The 16713-nt window shown below is 41.1% G+C and carries 21 protein-coding genes, 1 tRNA gene and 1 pseudogene; 10 read left to right on the top strand and 13 right to left on the bottom strand.

Features of this window, described 5'->3' with window-relative positions:
* Window positions 1–184: 184 nt before the first annotated feature.
* The gene (locus AC570I_RS14145) at window positions 185–670 is read left to right on the top strand and encodes a cyclophilin-like fold protein (protein WP_497405933.1); all 486 of its coding nucleotides are present in this window, start codon (window positions 185–187) and stop codon (window positions 668–670) included.
* Between the two features lie 10 nt (window positions 671–680).
* Here the strand turns inward: AC570I_RS14145 and AC570I_RS14140 are convergent, their stop codons facing one another.
* Both AC570I_RS14140 and AC570I_RS14135 read right to left on the bottom strand, forming a co-directional pair.
* Window positions 681–2321 carry a beta-N-acetylhexosaminidase gene (locus AC570I_RS14140; RefSeq protein WP_497405932.1) on the bottom strand — a complete coding sequence of 547 codons (1641 nt, stop codon included), beginning with the start codon at window positions 2319–2321 and terminating at the stop codon, window positions 681–683.
* Window positions 2322–2521: 200 nt separating this feature from the next.
* The gene (locus AC570I_RS14135; RefSeq protein WP_047799276.1) at window positions 2522–2887 is read right to left on the bottom strand and encodes a winged helix-turn-helix transcriptional regulator; all 366 of its coding nucleotides are present in this window, start codon (window positions 2885–2887) and stop codon (window positions 2522–2524) included.
* A 92-nt stretch (window positions 2888–2979) separates the two neighbouring features.
* Here AC570I_RS14135 and AC570I_RS14130 point away from each other — a divergent pair, with 92 nt between their 5' ends.
* On the top strand, window positions 2980–3510 hold the full coding sequence (locus AC570I_RS14130; protein ID WP_497405931.1) for an NAD(P)H-dependent oxidoreductase: 531 nt from the start codon (window positions 2980–2982) through the stop codon (window positions 3508–3510).
* A 78-nt stretch (window positions 3511–3588) separates the two neighbouring features.
* Window positions 3589–4410, top strand: coding sequence for an XAC2610-related protein (locus AC570I_RS14125; protein WP_497405930.1), 822 nt, complete (start codon window positions 3589–3591; stop codon window positions 4408–4410).
* Window positions 4411–4628: 218 nt separating this feature from the next.
* On the opposite strand, the gene AC570I_RS14120 is transcribed toward AC570I_RS14125, so the two are convergent.
* The 3 genes from AC570I_RS14120 to AC570I_RS14110 all read right to left on the bottom strand — a co-directional run bounded on the left by AC570I_RS14120 (window position 4629) and on the right by AC570I_RS14110 (window position 6087).
* The gene (locus tag AC570I_RS14120) at window positions 4629–4943 is read right to left on the bottom strand and encodes a hypothetical protein (protein ID WP_497405929.1); all 315 of its coding nucleotides are present in this window, start codon (window positions 4941–4943) and stop codon (window positions 4629–4631) included.
* A 131-nt stretch (window positions 4944–5074) separates the two neighbouring features.
* The gene (locus AC570I_RS14115) at window positions 5075–5377 is read right to left on the bottom strand and encodes a hypothetical protein (RefSeq protein ID WP_497405928.1); all 303 of its coding nucleotides are present in this window, start codon (window positions 5375–5377) and stop codon (window positions 5075–5077) included.
* Between the two features lie 242 nt (window positions 5378–5619).
* Window positions 5620–6087, bottom strand: a complete 468-nt coding sequence (locus tag AC570I_RS14110) for a ferritin-like domain-containing protein (protein ID WP_047799280.1) — start codon at window positions 6085–6087, stop codon at window positions 5620–5622.
* 357 nt (window positions 6088–6444) lie between these two features.
* Here AC570I_RS14110 and AC570I_RS14105 point away from each other — a divergent pair, with 357 nt between their 5' ends.
* The gene (locus AC570I_RS14105; RefSeq protein WP_497405927.1) at window positions 6445–7152 is read left to right on the top strand and encodes a RibD family protein; all 708 of its coding nucleotides are present in this window, start codon (window positions 6445–6447) and stop codon (window positions 7150–7152) included.
* A gap of 92 nt (window positions 7153–7244) precedes the next feature.
* On the opposite strand, the gene AC570I_RS14100 is transcribed toward AC570I_RS14105, so the two are convergent.
* Entirely contained in the window at window positions 7245–8081 is an 837-nt protein-coding gene (locus tag AC570I_RS14100; protein ID WP_497405926.1) for an alpha/beta fold hydrolase, read from the bottom strand.
* A gap of 235 nt (window positions 8082–8316) precedes the next feature.
* Entirely contained in the window at window positions 8317–8550 is a 234-nt protein-coding gene (locus tag AC570I_RS14095) for a hypothetical protein (RefSeq protein ID WP_497405925.1), read from the bottom strand.
* A gap of 327 nt (window positions 8551–8877) precedes the next feature.
* Here AC570I_RS14095 and AC570I_RS14090 point away from each other — a divergent pair, with 327 nt between their 5' ends.
* On the top strand, window positions 8878–9678 hold the full coding sequence (locus tag AC570I_RS14090) for an SDR family NAD(P)-dependent oxidoreductase (RefSeq protein WP_497405924.1): 801 nt from the start codon (window positions 8878–8880) through the stop codon (window positions 9676–9678).
* Window positions 9679–9755: 77 nt separating this feature from the next.
* On the opposite strand, the gene AC570I_RS14085 is transcribed toward AC570I_RS14090, so the two are convergent.
* From AC570I_RS14085 to AC570I_RS14070, 4 genes are read right to left on the bottom strand one after another with little or no spacing between them, the layout of a single operon-like run.
* Complete coding sequence (locus AC570I_RS14085) at window positions 9756–10757, bottom strand: NADP-dependent oxidoreductase (RefSeq protein ID WP_497405923.1); 1002 nt, start codon at window positions 10755–10757, stop codon at window positions 9756–9758.
* A gap of 8 nt (window positions 10758–10765) precedes the next feature.
* Window positions 10766–11533 carry an SDR family oxidoreductase gene (locus tag AC570I_RS14080; protein ID WP_497405922.1) on the bottom strand — a complete coding sequence of 256 codons (768 nt, stop codon included), beginning with the start codon at window positions 11531–11533 and terminating at the stop codon, window positions 10766–10768.
* Between the two features lie 12 nt (window positions 11534–11545).
* Window positions 11546–12274, bottom strand: coding sequence for an SDR family oxidoreductase (locus tag AC570I_RS14075; protein ID WP_497405921.1), 729 nt, complete (start codon window positions 12272–12274; stop codon window positions 11546–11548).
* Between the two features lie 26 nt (window positions 12275–12300).
* Entirely contained in the window at window positions 12301–13395 is a 1095-nt protein-coding gene (locus AC570I_RS14070) for an alkene reductase (protein WP_497405920.1), read from the bottom strand.
* Window positions 13396–13490: 95 nt separating this feature from the next.
* On the opposite strand from AC570I_RS14070, the gene AC570I_RS14065 reads away from it, so the two are divergent.
* The 5 genes and pseudogenes from AC570I_RS14065 to AC570I_RS14045 all read left to right on the top strand — a co-directional run bounded on the left by AC570I_RS14065 (window position 13491) and on the right by AC570I_RS14045 (window position 15717).
* Entirely contained in the window at window positions 13491–13904 is a 414-nt protein-coding gene (locus AC570I_RS14065; RefSeq protein WP_497405919.1) for a winged helix-turn-helix transcriptional regulator, read from the top strand.
* A gap of 41 nt (window positions 13905–13945) precedes the next feature.
* The gene (locus AC570I_RS14060) at window positions 13946–14416 is read left to right on the top strand and encodes a DUF1905 domain-containing protein (RefSeq protein ID WP_497405918.1); all 471 of its coding nucleotides are present in this window, start codon (window positions 13946–13948) and stop codon (window positions 14414–14416) included.
* Window positions 14417–14459: 43 nt separating this feature from the next.
* A pseudogene (locus AC570I_RS14055) lies at window positions 14460–14633 on the top strand (DUF2461 family protein); the annotation flags it as partial.
* 15 nt (window positions 14634–14648) lie between these two features.
* Complete coding sequence (locus AC570I_RS14050) at window positions 14649–15314, top strand: DUF429 domain-containing protein (RefSeq protein ID WP_497405917.1); 666 nt, start codon at window positions 14649–14651, stop codon at window positions 15312–15314.
* A gap of 217 nt (window positions 15315–15531) precedes the next feature.
* Window positions 15532–15717: a hypothetical protein gene (locus AC570I_RS14045; protein ID WP_497405916.1), complete on the top strand. Its 186-nt coding sequence runs from the start codon at window positions 15532–15534 to the stop codon at window positions 15715–15717.
* 63 nt (window positions 15718–15780) lie between these two features.
* Here AC570I_RS14045 and AC570I_RS14040 read toward each other — a convergent pair.
* Window positions 15781–15864 (bottom strand) — tRNA-Leu (locus tag AC570I_RS14040).
* Between the two features lie 45 nt (window positions 15865–15909).
* Window positions 15910–16674: an MBL fold metallo-hydrolase gene (locus AC570I_RS14035; RefSeq protein ID WP_497405915.1), complete on the bottom strand. Its 765-nt coding sequence runs from the start codon at window positions 16672–16674 to the stop codon at window positions 15910–15912.
* Window positions 16675–16713 lie beyond the last annotated feature (39 nt).

The raw sequence follows: 16713 nt of genomic DNA, 5'->3' as shown, positions 1-16713 counted from the left end.
TTGCAAGGCTCCTGCTAACCATATTCCTGATCGGCAACATTACAACAATAAGTTTTGAATTCGAGCCAAATCACAGTTAAATAATCCCGACATTTGGAAAACGAGCCCTTTCCTAACCAGGAGGATAAAAACCATTTCAATTTCCTGTATAAATATGAAAGCAATAAGAACCGTACGGTATTTTATGATGAAGAGACTCAATTTAATTGCTATTCTTATTCTTGTTTTATTGATTGGTATTCCTGCAATATTGATCCAGGGCGAAAACGATAAGGGACCTATCGCCAGCCGCCAGCAAAATATAAGTGGTAAAAAACTAAAAATCAGCAGCGGAGGCCGTAGCGTAGAGGCTGTACTGACTGAAAATGCTACCACCAGAGCATTTATCACCAGATTGCCTATGACGCTTAAAATGAAGGACATCGACCACCGTGAAAAGTATGCCCTGCTAAGCACCAAACTTCCTGTTAAGAGTCTGGTTGAAAAGCAGCATGTTATTGGCGATGTCTCCTATCTGCCTGATGGCCGGATCTCGATCATTTACCATCAGGACAACAAACCGACTAACCTGAAATTCATAAAACTTGCCAGTATCGGCGCCACTGTTAATGCGTTAAGTCTGGAAAGCCTTTCAGAAATCAGCTTTGAACTCATTAAAAACCACGATTAACCGCGCTTTATTAACCTCCTTTTTCCTGCTTTGTTTGAGCTTCATTATTTGGAACAAGCCCTTTTCGCTGTAGGGGAGTAAGCCATTCGGGTGAAGTTTTAGGTCTAAAGGGATTAAAAAAGTAAAGTCCGTCTAGACTGTATAACCTGAAGTGTTTTTTTAATCGATCGCTGAATCCTTCGTAGTTTTTGCCAGCTGGATTTGTCCACGCTGCTTCGGCGAGTGCCGCCATACGTGGAAAAAGCATATAATCCAGTTGTTGGTTTTCTACAAAAGCTTCTGTCCATAAATTGGCTTGCATTCCCCGTATTAAATTACCGGCATTTGGCAAATCTGTTACGGCCGCTCCCGGAAAATTATAAACATTTTGTACCGGAACAAAACTGCCCGACCATTTACGGCCCAGCACTTGAGATGAATCCTGAACAAAATCGAAGTATAGTGGCAAACGTGGGCAAAGTACAACCTTAAACCCTTTTTGCAGGGCCTGTTTTAAAACCTCCGGTTTGTCATGCCTCCACCAGAAAACAGTGGTTTTATCAGTACTTAACCTTCCACTAACAATCTCATCCCATGCCAATACTTCATTGTTCATATTTTTGATACTATCTGCCATTCTTTTAACAAAATAAGCTTCAACCTCTGGCAGGTCTTTAAAATTCTGCTTTTTTATCAGTTGCTGCACAGCCTCATCCTTATTCCAGTGTGCGTTACCAAAATGAACTTCATCCGCACCTATATGAATCATCTGTGATGGGAAAAGCACATCGACTTCCTTCAGAATACTTGACAGGTACGCATATGTTTCCTCTTTACCCGGATTAAAAGTAAACTCCGGATATTTGGGTGAGCCACCGCCACTGAATGCCGGATAAGCCCTGTTGGCAGCTGTGGCATGACCAGGCATATCAATTTCCGGGATTATGTCAATATAACGTTCAGCAGCATACCTGACTATTTCTTTTATTTCTTCCTGTGTGTAATACTGAGCCTTGGCCAAAGAGTCTGTGTGATTGCCAATTCCACCCACCAGGGTTAACTTCGGATAAGCTTTAATTTCAATCCGCCAGCCTGGTTGATCAGTCAAATGCCAGTGAAACTTGTTCAGCTTATAAAAAGCCATCCAGTCTAATAGCTGCTTTACTTTTTCCTTACCGAAAAAATGACGGGATTCATCCAGCATGATTCCACGCCAGGCGTAACGGGGCTGATCTTTTATTTGCCAGCCTGAAAGGCTGATGCGACCTTTAACGACATCTTGTTGGCGGATGAGTTGGAGCAGGGAAGAAACACCTGCAAACAAACCCTGAGGGTATGATGCCTCAATTTCGATCTTATTTTCCAAAACCGAAAGCTGATAAGCCTCAGCGGGTTGTTTCACTTTGGGCGTAAGCTTCAAATGGATATGATTTGCGCTTTCCTGATTACCTGTACGCAAACTTACGGCACTATATTTCAATAACTCTGCTTGAAGATAGTGGGCTATATCAGTCGTATTTTCATCGCCGAAAATCTGCGTGTGCTGATCAAGAATAAATGTTGAACCCAGCTGAACGGCTTCAACCGGTTTTGGGATTAGCGGTATTTGAACCTGGGCCTTAGTAAACTGGCTTGCTGTAAGCAGCGCAAAGAATAAAAATAAGTGTTTCATTTAATATGGTATCAATTAATGGTCATCACTACTAATATCCCTTAGCATTAAACAATGTACTATAGGCCAAAGGAAAATTTTTCCTCCCGTCCCAAGTACCAACATGCCTGCCTGTTTTCCACAAGTCACTGCTTCAGCAATCAAGCTTGCGCTTGCTTACCTTTCGTTTCAGAAAAATTTAACTTTAAGGCTACTTGTATCTAAGCCTCCTCCATCGTGGCCTTGTGCCGGCTTCCCCAATCCTCCAGCGCTTTAATGATAGGCTTTAATTCATATCCGATCGTCGTCAGTTCATATTCTACTCTTGGGGGAACTTCCGGATAGACTGTCCGGCTAATCATTTTGTTATCTTCCAGCTTGCGTAATTGCAGACTTAACATTCGTTCAGTGATATTGGGCAAACGCTTTTTCAATTCACTAAATCTCAGTTTTCCTTCCAATAGCCACGAACATATCACCAACGTCCACTGTCCACCTAGTATATTCGAAGCGTAAGCTTCCGGACATTCCTCTGCAAGCGCCTGTTTATTAGCAAAATTGGTCGATGCTGTTTTAATATCTGTCATTACTTACATTTTATATAGTACATTACAACGGGCTGTTAATATACAAAAGCTCGGTAAGGGACAGTACTTTTGTATAAAATAATTTTGAAAAAATGCAAACACTAGTCATTGTTACCCATCCAGATATCGAAAATTCACTGGTTAATAAAAGGTGGATTCAGGAGCTCAATAAATTTCCTGATCGATACGTTGTTCACCAGCTTCACGAGGCTTATCCGAATGGAAAGATAGATGTTCTGGCTGAACAAAAGCTCATTGAGCAATATGATAAAATCGTTTTTCAGTTTCCCTATTATTGGTTTAACAGTCCGTGGTTCCTGAAGAAATGGCTTGATGAGGTATTAACCCATGGATGGGCATATGGAAGTAAGAGTGGCTACCCAATATCAGGAAAGAAGGTTACGCTTGCTATATCATTAGGGGTTGATGAAGAGGAGTTGAGCAACACAGGAAAATATAGATACCCTTTAACAGAACTTACGCGGCCATTTGAACTTAGTTTCGAATATGTCAGGGCAGACTATCGCCCGATATTTGCTTACTATGGAATTGAATATAATTCATCGAAAGAAAGCATAGAAAAAAGTGTAAAATTATATATAGAATTCTTAAATGCGCTGTAGATAAGTACTGGCAAACTTTACGATATTTACGGCGGAGCCATTATTTATGTTCACAAGTGGTAACTCAAACTGAAAAGTATGTCCAAGAAATTCACGATCATAATCCTATTTTCAATGCTATTTTCCTTTGCCGGTGCACAGCCTATCGTACTCCGGTCTACCGGGATCCATAAAGCTTTTCAGCTCTCTATTTACCCCGGCGCCGATGGCAAAGGGGCTTTTGTGCAATACCTTGGCCAACATGGTTTTATACCTTTGAAGTTAAAAAGCAGAGTGGCAAAAGGTGACGTATCAAAAGTAGTTTACGTTTGGGACGAGGTAATTGATGGGAAGGCGACCGGCAGCTATGGATTGAGTATGGAGGCTGGAAGTTCATCAAAGGCATGGTATAAGCGTAATAAGGATAACAAAATTTTTAAGCTTGAGACAGCTACAAATAGGAATATTACTACCACACTGGATAAATACCTGCTTCATGGCACATTGATCTCATTCAGTCATAGCACAAATAAGCCGTTGCTTTTTAGCTATCCAGATGGCAGTTCAAAACTTAAGCAGCTGCCCGACTTTGATCAACCAGATCCGCTTCGCATGGGTACTATAGCCGATTATAATTTTGATGGCTATGATGATGTGGCATTTTCCATTCCCGATTCAGGAATGGGTGTGTACAGAATATTCAGTATTTATCTGTACCATCCTTCATCGAAAAGGTTTGAGGCCCTGACTGATCCTGATCATCCTAAAGCCAGTTGCGCTGGTTTGTGTGACGTAACCTTAAATCAAAAAAACAAATTACTGTATACCTCCTGCCGCGGCGGTGCAAACTGGTGGAAAGATGTTTACCGGTATTCAGATCATAATACCCTAATATGGTTAAAGTCAGAAAAGTTAAATTAAAAACTTTTAAAATCTGGAACGATTAGGTATAGCGGGTTAAAGTATAGAATTAAACAAAAAAATGACTACAGCTATTTTATTTTTCAGAGTTTAAGTTATACCTTTGATACCGCAAGGGGTGAGAGCCTTGCATCAATCATAAGATTGAGAGCGTTAATTTAGATTAGAGACCGTATCCGGAGGGTACGGTCTTTATTTTTTAATTAACTTTTGCTTATCTATCCCCTTTCCTGACTTACCCCTATTGCATTTGCTTTCCAAAGTATATATCCAAGACGGCCGCATAGTTCAGCCACATGATATTCTATATCAGCTGGAACATCATTTACAATGCGGAAGCGAATTTTAAACTTAGGATTATAACTCAGGTAGATTACCAGATCATCAGAAGAAAATCCTCTGCCCGACAATGTCTTTAAATGTACATCCTGTAATTCAGTTGCTGCACGCTTCAAACGGTCGTTCATCACTTTGGCAAGGGCTTTTTCAGGCTTAAAATCAGTTTCGAAGATGGGAAGAACTGTTACTGTCATGCAGCAAAAATATCAGGATATCGGACACTAACAAGTGCATTTCCTTAAGCGATTGGAAATGAGCGAAAATAATTTCAGCAATACAACACCTCCAATCTAAAACTGCGCCCAAATACGCTAATTGAGATTCTCTAGTAATGGGCAGGAACCATCGACTTCCATAAAATATAACCTAGTCTGCCACATCGTTCTGCAACAAAACTTTCAATATTGGCTGGCACGGCCGTTAAAATATGATAGCGGATTTTATATTTTGAATCATAACTGATGTGGATGAGCAGTTCGTCAATGGCAAACCTTTTTTGAGAGAGAAGGACCAGATGAAAATCCTGAAGTTCGGTTGCAGCACGCTTCAGCCGGCTGTTCATGATCTTTGCGAGTGCCTGATCCTGCAAGAAATCTGTCTCTTCTATAGCTTTTACCGTAACCTTCATGTAACAAAATTACCATCTTTAATTCCATCTGCAAGCTACTTTTTTTAAGTGGCTGCTAAAGAGAATCAATAGTTTTGCACACCGGTCAAAGCATGCAAAACAGACCATTCTCTACCGCTTTTTTTGATTGGTAAAGTGTTCCCCGATTTCCCGGGGATCAGGAATTTTTTCCTGATCCGGTTTATCCCTGTTGGCAATCATGTCCTTACTGCCATAGCTGATGGAGTATGGAAGACAGGTTTTTACAAATTGTTAAGGCCTTCGAGGCGCCCGCGGTAAGTTTCAATTTCATTTAACGCTTCGCGGATGGCGGTTCTTTGTTTTTGTAGCAGTTCTATGTGATCGGCATGAATAGCCTGGTCATCGAGTGCGGCGTCGAATTTTTCAATTGCTGCTTTTTCTCCGGTTTCTATGGCGCTTAAAATGGCGATGTCATCCTTGCTGCTTAATGCCTGCTTGATGTCTATCCAGGTGCGGTGTAGTGCGCCCAGTATGCCACCACTCTCATTTTCTGAATGTCCGCCATGCTGGGTAATGTGAGCCGTTAATTCGTTTGCATAGGCCTCGCGCTGTGTGGCAAAACCGGTAAACAGGCTTTTTAGTTCTGGGCTATCTGTAGTTTCAGCGGCAGAATAGTAGCCTTCTTTACCGTCATTTAAAATATTGATTAATCCTTTCAGGTCACTGATGATTTCATTATTATTTTCCATGGTATATCATAAATTTATTTCTTTACTAACCAGGCAAACAGGTAAAAGGTTTGGGAGTTAAGCTTTGAAGTGACGGTTTCGTAGGTCAGCTTTAGTCGCAGGTGCAAATTTCCAGATGAGATATCAGTCTTGTGCCTAAATTAACATCTATTGAACCATTGGCCTTTTAAGTTGTTTTCCAGGGATCAAAGCGATATGATGAGCGATGCAAAAGATAAACAGCCGCAGGAGCGGGAAGAAAACGACGAAAACAAGCCAACTGGGGATTGCAATAAGCAACTTACAGGCCTAAGGTGTGACTTGAGCACCTGTTGAAATATGTAGCAGATAAATAAATAAAAATAAGATTTAAAAAAGATGAAAAATAAAACACCAAAAGTAATCTGCCTGATGATGACTTCTTTGGATGGAAAGATACTGGGAGAGAAATGGGGCAAAAGCAAACCCGTGGAACTGCTCAAAGAAAGTTTTGAAAAGGTACATGAGCGCGTCGGTATCGGCGCATGGATTGTGGGGCGCAAAACCATGGAAAAGGATTTTACAAATTACGCCAGACCGGTGATCCGCAAAACCAAGGAAAGTATTCCCAGGACCGATTTTGTGGCCCGCAAAAACGCTAACACCTTTGCTATTGCCCTGGACGGAAAGGGGAAGCTAGGGTGGATAAAACCGGACATGCAGGGCGATCATGTCATTACAATCCTGACCGAACAGGTCAAAGATGGCTATCTTGCACAGCTACAGAAAATCGGCGTATCTTATATTTTTGCCGGGAAGAAGCAGGTTAACCTGGAAACTGCTCTGGAGAAACTGCGCAGCCTGTTCGGCATCAAAAAGCTTATGCTGGAAGGTGGCGGCCACCTCAACGGCAGCTTTTTAAATGAAGGGCTGATCGATGAATTCCATCAGTTGCTCCTGCCCCTTGCCGACGGTAGCACCGAAAATTCTTCGGTATTTGAGATAGACGAAAAAGTAAAGAAAGCCAAATCCACTTTGTTCAAGCTCACTCAGGTCAAAAAGATTGAACATGATGTGCTCTGGATAAAGTATATGAGAAAGAAGTAAAAACCCTTTTTGCGCGTTATCAATAACAGGTTGTTTTTAACTTAAGAGCAGCGCCGATTGGCGCTGCTATTTAATTTTTAGCATGCGATGTTTTAGCTCCGGGAAATAAAATCTATCAGATCAGCATTTAAACGGTCTTTTGCAGTAATGAAAAGTCCATGCGGTTCCCCTTCATAAACGATAAACTCTGCTTCAGGGAGTAACTGGGCCGCTTGTTCACCGGTCGCTTTGATCGGCACGGTCTGGTCTTCATCGCCGTGAATGATGAGGGTTGGTACATTGATCGTTTTCATTTCCCCCCGTAAATCCGTCGAAGAAAAAGCTGCCGCGCAGCCAAGAGTCGATTTCAGCGTTGCCTGCATGGCAATATTCAGATCGGTAGCCAGTCTTTCACTGCTTACCGGTTTATTAAGCAGTCCCTGTCCATAAAACTGTTTGGTAAACGTGCCCAGAAATCCCGGACGATCTGCTATGAGGCCAGCGGCGATCTCATCAATCTTTTCCTGGGGCACTCCGTCCGGATTGTCTGCGGTCTGTAGCATGTATGGCGCAATGGAGCTGATCAGGATCGCTTTGGCAATACCCTTTCCGCCATGACGGCTAAAGTAACGCACCACTTCCCCTCCGCCCATCGAAAATCCGGCCAATACCGCATCTTCCAGCTTTAACTCTTCAATTACCGCTTTGAGATCATCGGCAAGGGTATCATAATCGTAACCATCCAGGGGTTTATCGGATTTACCGAATCCTCTGCGGTCGTAACTGATTACGCGAAAGCCTGCATCAGTCAAGGCAGCAGACTGGTAGTCCCACATCTGGTGGTCCAACGGCCAGCCATGGACGAGAATCACTGGACGGCCTTTTCCAAGGTCCTGGTAATGGATACTGACTTCTTCTCCGCTAGCGGATGCGGTTTTGATAAATTTCATAGGTTTTTATTTTGATGTTAATGTTTCCTTAAAACAAGCTTACTGAGGGAGATGTTCTCTGAAAAAACACTTCTGTTGGTTTTAAGGGACCGCTAAAAACGAAAAAGACCTCATTAAGTTCGAGGCCTTGTGGCACTACTTAATAAGTAGGTAGATGCAGTTAGATGGGCATTTCGCTAAAAGTAAAAAGGAAGCACTATACAGTGCTTCCCATCCTATCATGACCCATTATGGATTATGAATTAAGGCTATCAAAGATACCAGCTAAGCTGCCACCAATGTTATTACCTAATGAGAACGAGGTACTGCTGGACTCATCTCCATCCTGTGTGGAATTAGAAAATGATAACAGATTGCCGATATTCAGCGCACCGCCCAAACCACCAGAACTTGCGGAGTCATTGTTACCAAAAATTCCACCACCGTTAATTTCTTGCATTTCGTTTAAATTCAATTCTTGCATTTTCATAATTTCAAGTTTTAAATGTTGCCTACTCTGTTATAGATTTTCAGCTGATTCTGTTTCCGGTTTTTAACCGTCGTTTGATATTATAAACGCAAAGGCTAAGCCAAAGGATGTTTGAATCCTCATCAAACCAACAACAAGATCGAATAGGTTAAAGCGATGAGTTGTGATGCTTTTTAAACTTTAAAGGATATAAATGGTTTTGCGACACCACAATTTCCGGCGGGAATTGATGGACATACTCATTTTTAATCACCACGGCCTATCCTAAAAAATAACAAACCAATTTGTTCATAACCATGTTCTCTTGATGCACCTAATATTAGAAAGATGAACAAGGGACAAAAATTTGCGCTAATCACCGGCGCAACAAGTGGAATCGGGCTGGAACTCGCCAAGCTTTTCGCTAAAGATCAAACCAACCTGATTATTGTAGCCAGGAATGAGCAGAAACTCGACTCTACTGCACACGAATTAAAAAATGAGGGTATTGATGTGGTTACTGTGAGTACTGACCTTTTCGTGCCAGGAAATGCAGAACAGCTTTACAACCATGTTAAAGGCCTCGGTTTGCAGGTGGATGTTCTGGTGAATGATGCCGGACAGGGTGTATATGGAAAGTTTATAGAAAATGATCTGGAAAGGGAACTCAACATCATTCAGCTTAACATTGCTTCTCTGATCACCTTGACTAAATTGTTTGTACAAGATATGGTTGCCCGGGGGTCAGGCAAAATCTTGAATGTGGCATCGGTGGCGGGTAAAGCGCCGGGACCGTATCAGGCAGTGTATCATGGCACTAAGGCTTTTGTACATTCTTTTAATGAGGCGATCAGAAATGAGCTTAAAGATACGGGGGTCAGTGTTACTTCATTATTACCAGGTGCTACCAATACTGACTTTTTCAATAAAGCTGAAATGCTGGATTCTAAAATTGTTCAGGAGGGTGAACTTGCTGATCCGGCCATTGTCGCCAAAGACGGTTATGATGCTTTACTAGCGGGAAAAGACATGGTGGTATCAGGCTTTAAAAACAAGGTTCAAGTAGCTATGGGTAATATCACGCCAGATAGTATCCAGGCGGCGCAAATGGAAAAAGTGCAGGAGCCGGTACAGGAAAAAAAGAAATAAGCTACAGCTAAAATTTATTCCTTTCGTAGAAATACTGGGAAATCTGAGCTGAGAATTCCAGGATAGAAGCTATGGCTTTACTTCACTTTCAACACAACTTTCCCTTTGGCACGTCCACTTTCAACATAAGTTAAAGCTTCGTTGGTTTGCTCAAATGGAAATACCTTGTCTATAATCGGTTGTATGGCACCTGCCTCTATAAGCTCAGTGATTTTATTTAACTGCTCGCCCTCTGCCCTCATAAATAAGAAAGTATAGTTGACACTTTGTTTTTTTGCTTTCCTGCGGATTCTGCTGCTAATAAGTCTAAGAATGATTTTTACAAACCACGGTACTTCTGCTTCTTCTGCAAATTCTGGTGTTGGCGGACCAGAAATGGAAACTGCCTTTCCTTCAGGTTTTAGGATGCGGATTGATTTTTCAAGGGTTTTCGTATCCTGACTGTTCAGTACGGCATCATAGTCTTTTAGTATATCTTCGAAGTCCTGTGTTTTATAATCAATCAACACATCTGCACCAAGTTCCTTAAGCAGGCCAAAACTTTTTTCGCTGGCCGTTGTGGCAACCGTTGCACCCAAGTGTTTTGCCAATTGAATGGCAATGGTACCTACACCACCGGAACCTGCCTGGATGAATACTTTTTGCCCTTTTCTAAGATTTGCTTTTTCTATCAGCGCCTGCCATGCGGTCAGCCCTACCAATGGAATTGATGCGGCTTGCTCCATCGTCAGGTTTTTGGGTTTAAACGCAACGTCCTTTTCGTCTATGGCAATAAATTCTGCGAATGTACCAATCTGAAAATCGGCAGGTCGTGAATAAACTTCATCGCCGACATTGAATTTTTTCACATTTTTCCCCACCTTGGTTACCACACCTGCAACATCATGTCCCAACACTAGCGGAAGCCTATAAGGTAAAATCATTTTAAACTCTCCCGATTTTATCTTAGCGTCCAATAGGTTTAAGCCTGCTGCATGAATCTCTATCAACACATCGTTGTCTTTTACCTGCGGAACTGGCACATCGTTAACATGTAACGTTTCCTTTTTTCCGTATTTATTAATGGTATATGCTTTCATTCTGACGGTTATGATTTTAATATTACTTCCGATTTCTTTGGATTGATCAATCCAAAGGTCGATTTCGGGAAAAGTCGGTTCAATGCATAGATCAACTTCGCATCGCCAACACGAATGGTAAATTGGTCTTTTTCCAATCCTCCTATCAGTTCTTTCACCAACGTTTTGGGACTTATTTTTTTATCATCGCGGGTTGCAACCATTTCCGTATCTACCAGTGGCGGCAGCAGTTCGAAAACTTTTAAATTGCTGTTCAAAATTTGTAGATGCCCCCTTAAAGACTTAGTATAGAAGGCCAGTGCAGATTTTGATGCCGAGTAGGTAGCTTCTATCATTGATGGCACAATACTTAAGATGGAAGTGGTATTGATGATGGCCGCTTCCTTTCTTGATTTGAGCATTTCCATAAAAAGATTGTTCAGGCGGATAACACCAAAATAATTGACCTCCATTTCGTAAATAGCACCTTTGAGATGCTTGTCGTTTGCTATACCGAAATTGGTAGGCGGAACACCAACACCGGCATTGTTGTACAGTATATCAATCCCGCCAAGTTCTTTAACTTTGTCAAAAAGGAATTGGGCATCTGCTTCATTACCTGCATCACTTTGTATAGCAATTAAACTGGGATACAGTTTCTTTGCGGCATTTAATTTGTCCTGATTTCTGCCCGTAATGATTACCCTTGCCCCAATTTCCAAAAATTGCTTTGCCGCTTCCAATCCTATACCCGAACCACCACCAGTGATAAGTATTGTTTTTCCTATTAAATCCATTACCTGTTGAAATTAGTGAGGAACATTTTCTGTAACTGGAACAACCAATTCGTGGATTTTCTTTGTGTCGCCAACCGGAACCTCAAATTGATCTTTTTCCAATGCGATGAACAGTTCATCTGCCACTTCCGACGCCGGAATTCCATTCGCTCCACCAATTTCTGCAGAAAACCCGGTATTTACCAAAGGCGGATAAAGCTCATAAATATTTAAATTTTCGTTATCTGAAAATGTATCTCTCAATCCCTGCGTGTAGCTGTGCAGTGCCGCTTTACTTGCCGAGTAGGTTGGCAGATATTTATTTGACCTGAATACAGCGATGGAGGAAACATTTACAATTGCTGCCTCTTCGTGTTTTAAAAGTAAGGGCAAAGTTAAGGCAGTGAAATCAATTACACTGATGTAATTGGTATTCATTTCATGGTATGCTTTTTCAGCAGCATCATTGTTGGTATCGCTTAAATCATTCATAAAAGCAGCACCAGCATTATTAATGACGATGTTAACCTCTGGATGGTTGGTTCTCAGATCTTCTGCGATCCGAACTCTATCTGCTTTTATAGATAAATCGCCCTGAATTGCTACTGCACTATTCAATTCTTTTAAGGCGTGCTGAAGACGCGCTTCATCACGTCCATTGATGATTATATGATTACCTGCCCCACTAAATTTTTTAGCAATCGCCAAACCAATACCAGCACTTCCTCCGCTGATGAATATTGTATTTCCTGTTGTTTTCATGATTGTTGAGTTTAAGAACTTATATGTTATTTATCCAACGTTGGATAATCGGTGTACCCTTTTTCGCCTGGTGTATAAAAAGTATTCTGGTCAGGTATGTTAAGGGCAGCATTTGCTCTAAATCTTTCAACTAGATCAGGATTTGCTAAAAATGGAACACCAAAGGACACCAGATCCGCATCCCCATTATTTAATACTTTGGTTGCTGTTTCCTTGTTAAAACCGCGGTTGATGATAATGGTACCTTTGTAAATCTGACGGAAATGTTTGGCTACCTCCTGTACCGCATCTGGGATTGCAGACACATCGGTAAAAGGTTCTATCAGGTGCAGGTACGCCAGTCCGTAGTCATTTAATCTGTTTACGATATAATCATAAAGAGCTATGGTTTCATCATCTACAAGAATGCCCATAATGCCATTTAGCGAAGGATTTAAACGAACACCAACTTTTGTAATGTCAACCGATCGTTTCAGTTCATCCAAAATATCAAACAGGATCCTTGCCCGGTTTTCTACCGAACCACCATATTCATCTGTACGTAGGTTAGTGTTTTTGCTGAAAAATTGTTGTAACAGATAACCATTGGCGCCGTGCAATTCTACACCATCAAAACCTGCTTCAAAAGCATTAAGAGCAGCTTGCTTAAATGCGTTAATTGTACTTTTGATATCCTCGATCGTCATGGGCTGGGGTGTTTCTGATACTTTAAAACCTTCAGCAGTAAATACCTGTTGTTCCGGGTCTACGTGGGATGGTGCTAAGGGTTTTTTACCATTGTGGAGGTCTGGATGCGAATAAGCACCAGTGTGCCATAATTGTGCGAATATTCTTCCGCCTTTTTGGTGTACGGCCTCTGTAGTTAGTTTCCACCCCTTCACCTGTTCATCTGTATAAATTCCGGGTACATTTACCACACCTATAGCCTCTTCATTAACAAAAGTTCCTTCCGTAATGATAAGTCCTGCCGCGGCTCGTTGGGCATAATACTCTGCTATTAATTCTGTAGCTACATTACCTTCGTTATTGGCACGGGAACGTGTCATTGGTGCCATAACCAGACGGTTGCTCAGCATTAGGCCGCTTAGGCTATAAGGTTCAAAAATTATTGCTTTTTCCATTGCATCTATAGTTTAATTAAGTAATTTTGCTTGCGTTTTGCAAGTGTAAATATATAAACAACTTTTAATTTGCAAGTGATTTTATAATTTATTTTATGAAGGATATAAAAAAACGGTCTGACTGCCCTATTAGCAGCTCATTGGATATTTGGGGAGACAAATGGTCTTTGCTGATCGTTAGGGACCTGATGTTTGCCAAAGAATGCACGTATGGCGACTTCTTGAAGTCGGATGAAAAAATAGCGACCAATATTTTGGCTTCCAGATTGCTGACCCTCGAAACAAATGGAATAATCACGAAGCATGGCCACCCGGAAAGCAAAGCGAAAGTTTTATACAAGCTAACCTCAAAAGGCGTTGACCTACTTCCCTTGATGATGGAAATCAACTTATGGGCTGATAAATATTTTGCACTTCCAAAAGAAAGAAAAGCAATGCTCGAAGAAGTAAAAAAAGACAAGGAAGGTTTTATCAGAGAAAAAACAATTGCGCTGTTAAATAATAGTTAGAAGATTACTTAAACTCATTGGTTTTTTGAATATAAAAGGGTATGAAAGAACTATTAAAAAACAAAGAACTGACATTAAATCATATCCCAAATCATGGTGCATGGACCTATAACATTGTCATCCCCGATTCGAAGGACATTAAAGGTAAATGGGGAGATATCAAAGTTTCTGGCACAATAGATGGTTACGTATTTAAGAACATGAATTTAGCACCACGTAAAGGGTTGGATATGTATATGTCAGTCAATGCAGATATCAGGAAAGCAATCAATAAAAAAGGTGGTGATTTAGTGGTGGTTACCATGCAAAAGGAAGCTGACAATAAGCTTACCGATGAAGATGATATCATTGAGTGTTTTAGGGATGCTGAAATTTTTACAAAATTCAAATCCCTAAACGAAGAGGAAAGAACGAGCATCATCAAAGATATCCTCTCACAAAATGATGAGAACAGTCAGGAAAAAAAGATACTCCTAGTAATAAAAAAATTGAGCAGCAAAACTGAGCGGTAGACTTTAACTGAAAAAAATATGCTAAAAAACAACCTTCACCTTTCTTAAGGGACTGAAGAAATACAATACCAAAGAATGGTTTGCTAGTCATCGAGATGAATTTCGCGAAGTCTATGAAAATTTCGAAGGGTTCACTCAAGATCTTATTAATTCGATCAGCAAGTTTGACCCGTCAATCGCATGCTCTCATCTGCTAGCTAAAGATTGCATACCACGTCTAAATAGGAGCCTTATGATAGATATTGACCGCAATAAAAAATTGCCATTCAGTTTTTCTGATTTTACATCTGGAACATTCCTTAATTCGGTGGGCATTGACCTTACCGGTAGTGAGAAAAAAGCTTCGGGCTGGTGCGCATTACGTAGCGATTTGGCCAGTACCTCAAGATTGTTTACCAATGAGGATCTTATCAATCAAACAGTCTCGGCAAATCCGGCCGTTGTTTCAATTGATTCTCCCCTTTCGCTCCCATTTGGTCGATTGTCGGTGTTTGACGACGACCCAGGCAGGGCAGCCTTTGGAATAACCAGAACTTGCGAACGAATGATGTCCAAAAGAGGGATCAGATCTTATCCTCCATTGATCAGGAGTATGCAGCAGCTGACCTTAAGGGGGATTAAGCTGGCCCACATTTTTCGATCCTTGGGCTACACGGTGATAGAAAGCTTTCCTGGGGCTGCACAAGATATTCTGGGCATACCAAGAAAACAGAAAGACTTACCTCAACTAATCAACGGTTTACAGCAATTTGGTTTAAAGGGCAATTTTAGCTCTGAACTGACCAGCCATGATGAGATTGATGCGATAACCGCCGCACTGGTAGGCCATTTCTTCAGCGACAATAAGTATGAGGCTATCGGAACCTTGGAGGAAGGTTACCTGATCCTTCCCAAATGAATGTATGTATTGACCTAAATATGTATTTATGGTGGGCAAACGCAAAACTACATCGTAGTTTATTTCAAGGACGAGGATGCTATTTTATGGGTTTGGAATGCTTATAAGTGTATAAACGATAAACAAAAAAGTACTTGCTTTTGTCAAGTCCATCAGGCCACAGGGGTTTTCCAAATACATGGAAATTGAGCTTTAACTGAAAGCAGTGTTGAGCCCGATGGATGCGATTGTTCCCACAACACAGAACGGGGCGAAAATATCGGGCATCAGTGATAAACAGGCTGCTTTACAAATTGGTAAAAAGGCTGACTTTATTGTACTGGAAGCCAACCCACTGGGCATATCACGAACATGCGATCTATTGAGTATTTTTGGAAAGACAAAAGACATTGCTCCTATCTAACATGGCAAAAAACGCCAATTTAACATAAAAAAACCGGACTTTGAAATGTTCAAAGTCCGGTTGTACCCAGAAGCAGATTCGAACTGCCACGCCGTTGCCAGCGCCACCCCCTCAAGATGGTGCGTCTACCAATTTCGCCACCTGGGTTTGTGCTGCAAATATAAATTAATTTTAGATTTTCGGAACAGCGAATTACAATTCTATTTTTAAACCGTCATAAGCCAGTCTGATATTCGCAGGCAACTCCTGCTCTACTTGTTCATGTAGTCCTAAATTATGACTGATATGCGTAAGGTAAGTTATTTCAGCACCAATCATTTGTGCAAAATTAATAGCTTCATTCAGGGTGAAGTGCGAAATATGGGCTTCCTTCTGCAATGCGTTAATTACAAGGACTTTTGTTCCACGGATTGTTTCCACACTTTCTGGTGTTATGGTTTTTGCATCAGTTATGTATGTAAAATCGCCAATACGATAACCAGTGATTGGCAACAAATGATGCATCACTTCAATAGGTTTTATGGTGTTTTTGCCAATCTTGAATTCCTCACCATTAACCACAGTATGCAGATTAATCTGTGGCAATCCGTGGTATTTAGTGTCTGCAAATATGTAATAAAATTCCCTTTTTAAAGCATTTTGAACGCGCTCTGTAGCATACACATCAATAACCTTGTGCAAAAGGTAATTAAAGGGACGGATATCATCCAAGCCCGCGATATGATCCTTATGTTCATGAGTGAATAATACAGCATCTAAATCCTTTACCCCTTCACGCAAGAGCTGGTAACGAAAATCAGGGCCGCTATCTACCACTATGGTTTTATCGTCTGTTTCAACTAGAACTGATGTCCGTAACCGGTTATTTTTTTTATCTGTAGAAGTACACACAGCACAATTACATGCAATTACTGGAACTCCCTGCGAGGTCCCGGTGCCTAAAAAAGTAATCTTCATCCTAAAAAACGCTCCTCTCTACGCATAAAATTGTTTGTT

This window comes from Pedobacter sp. A2324 (assembly GCF_059693705.1).
Note: the sequence above shows the minus strand (reverse complement) of the source record. Positions and strands in the feature narration are given on the sequence as shown.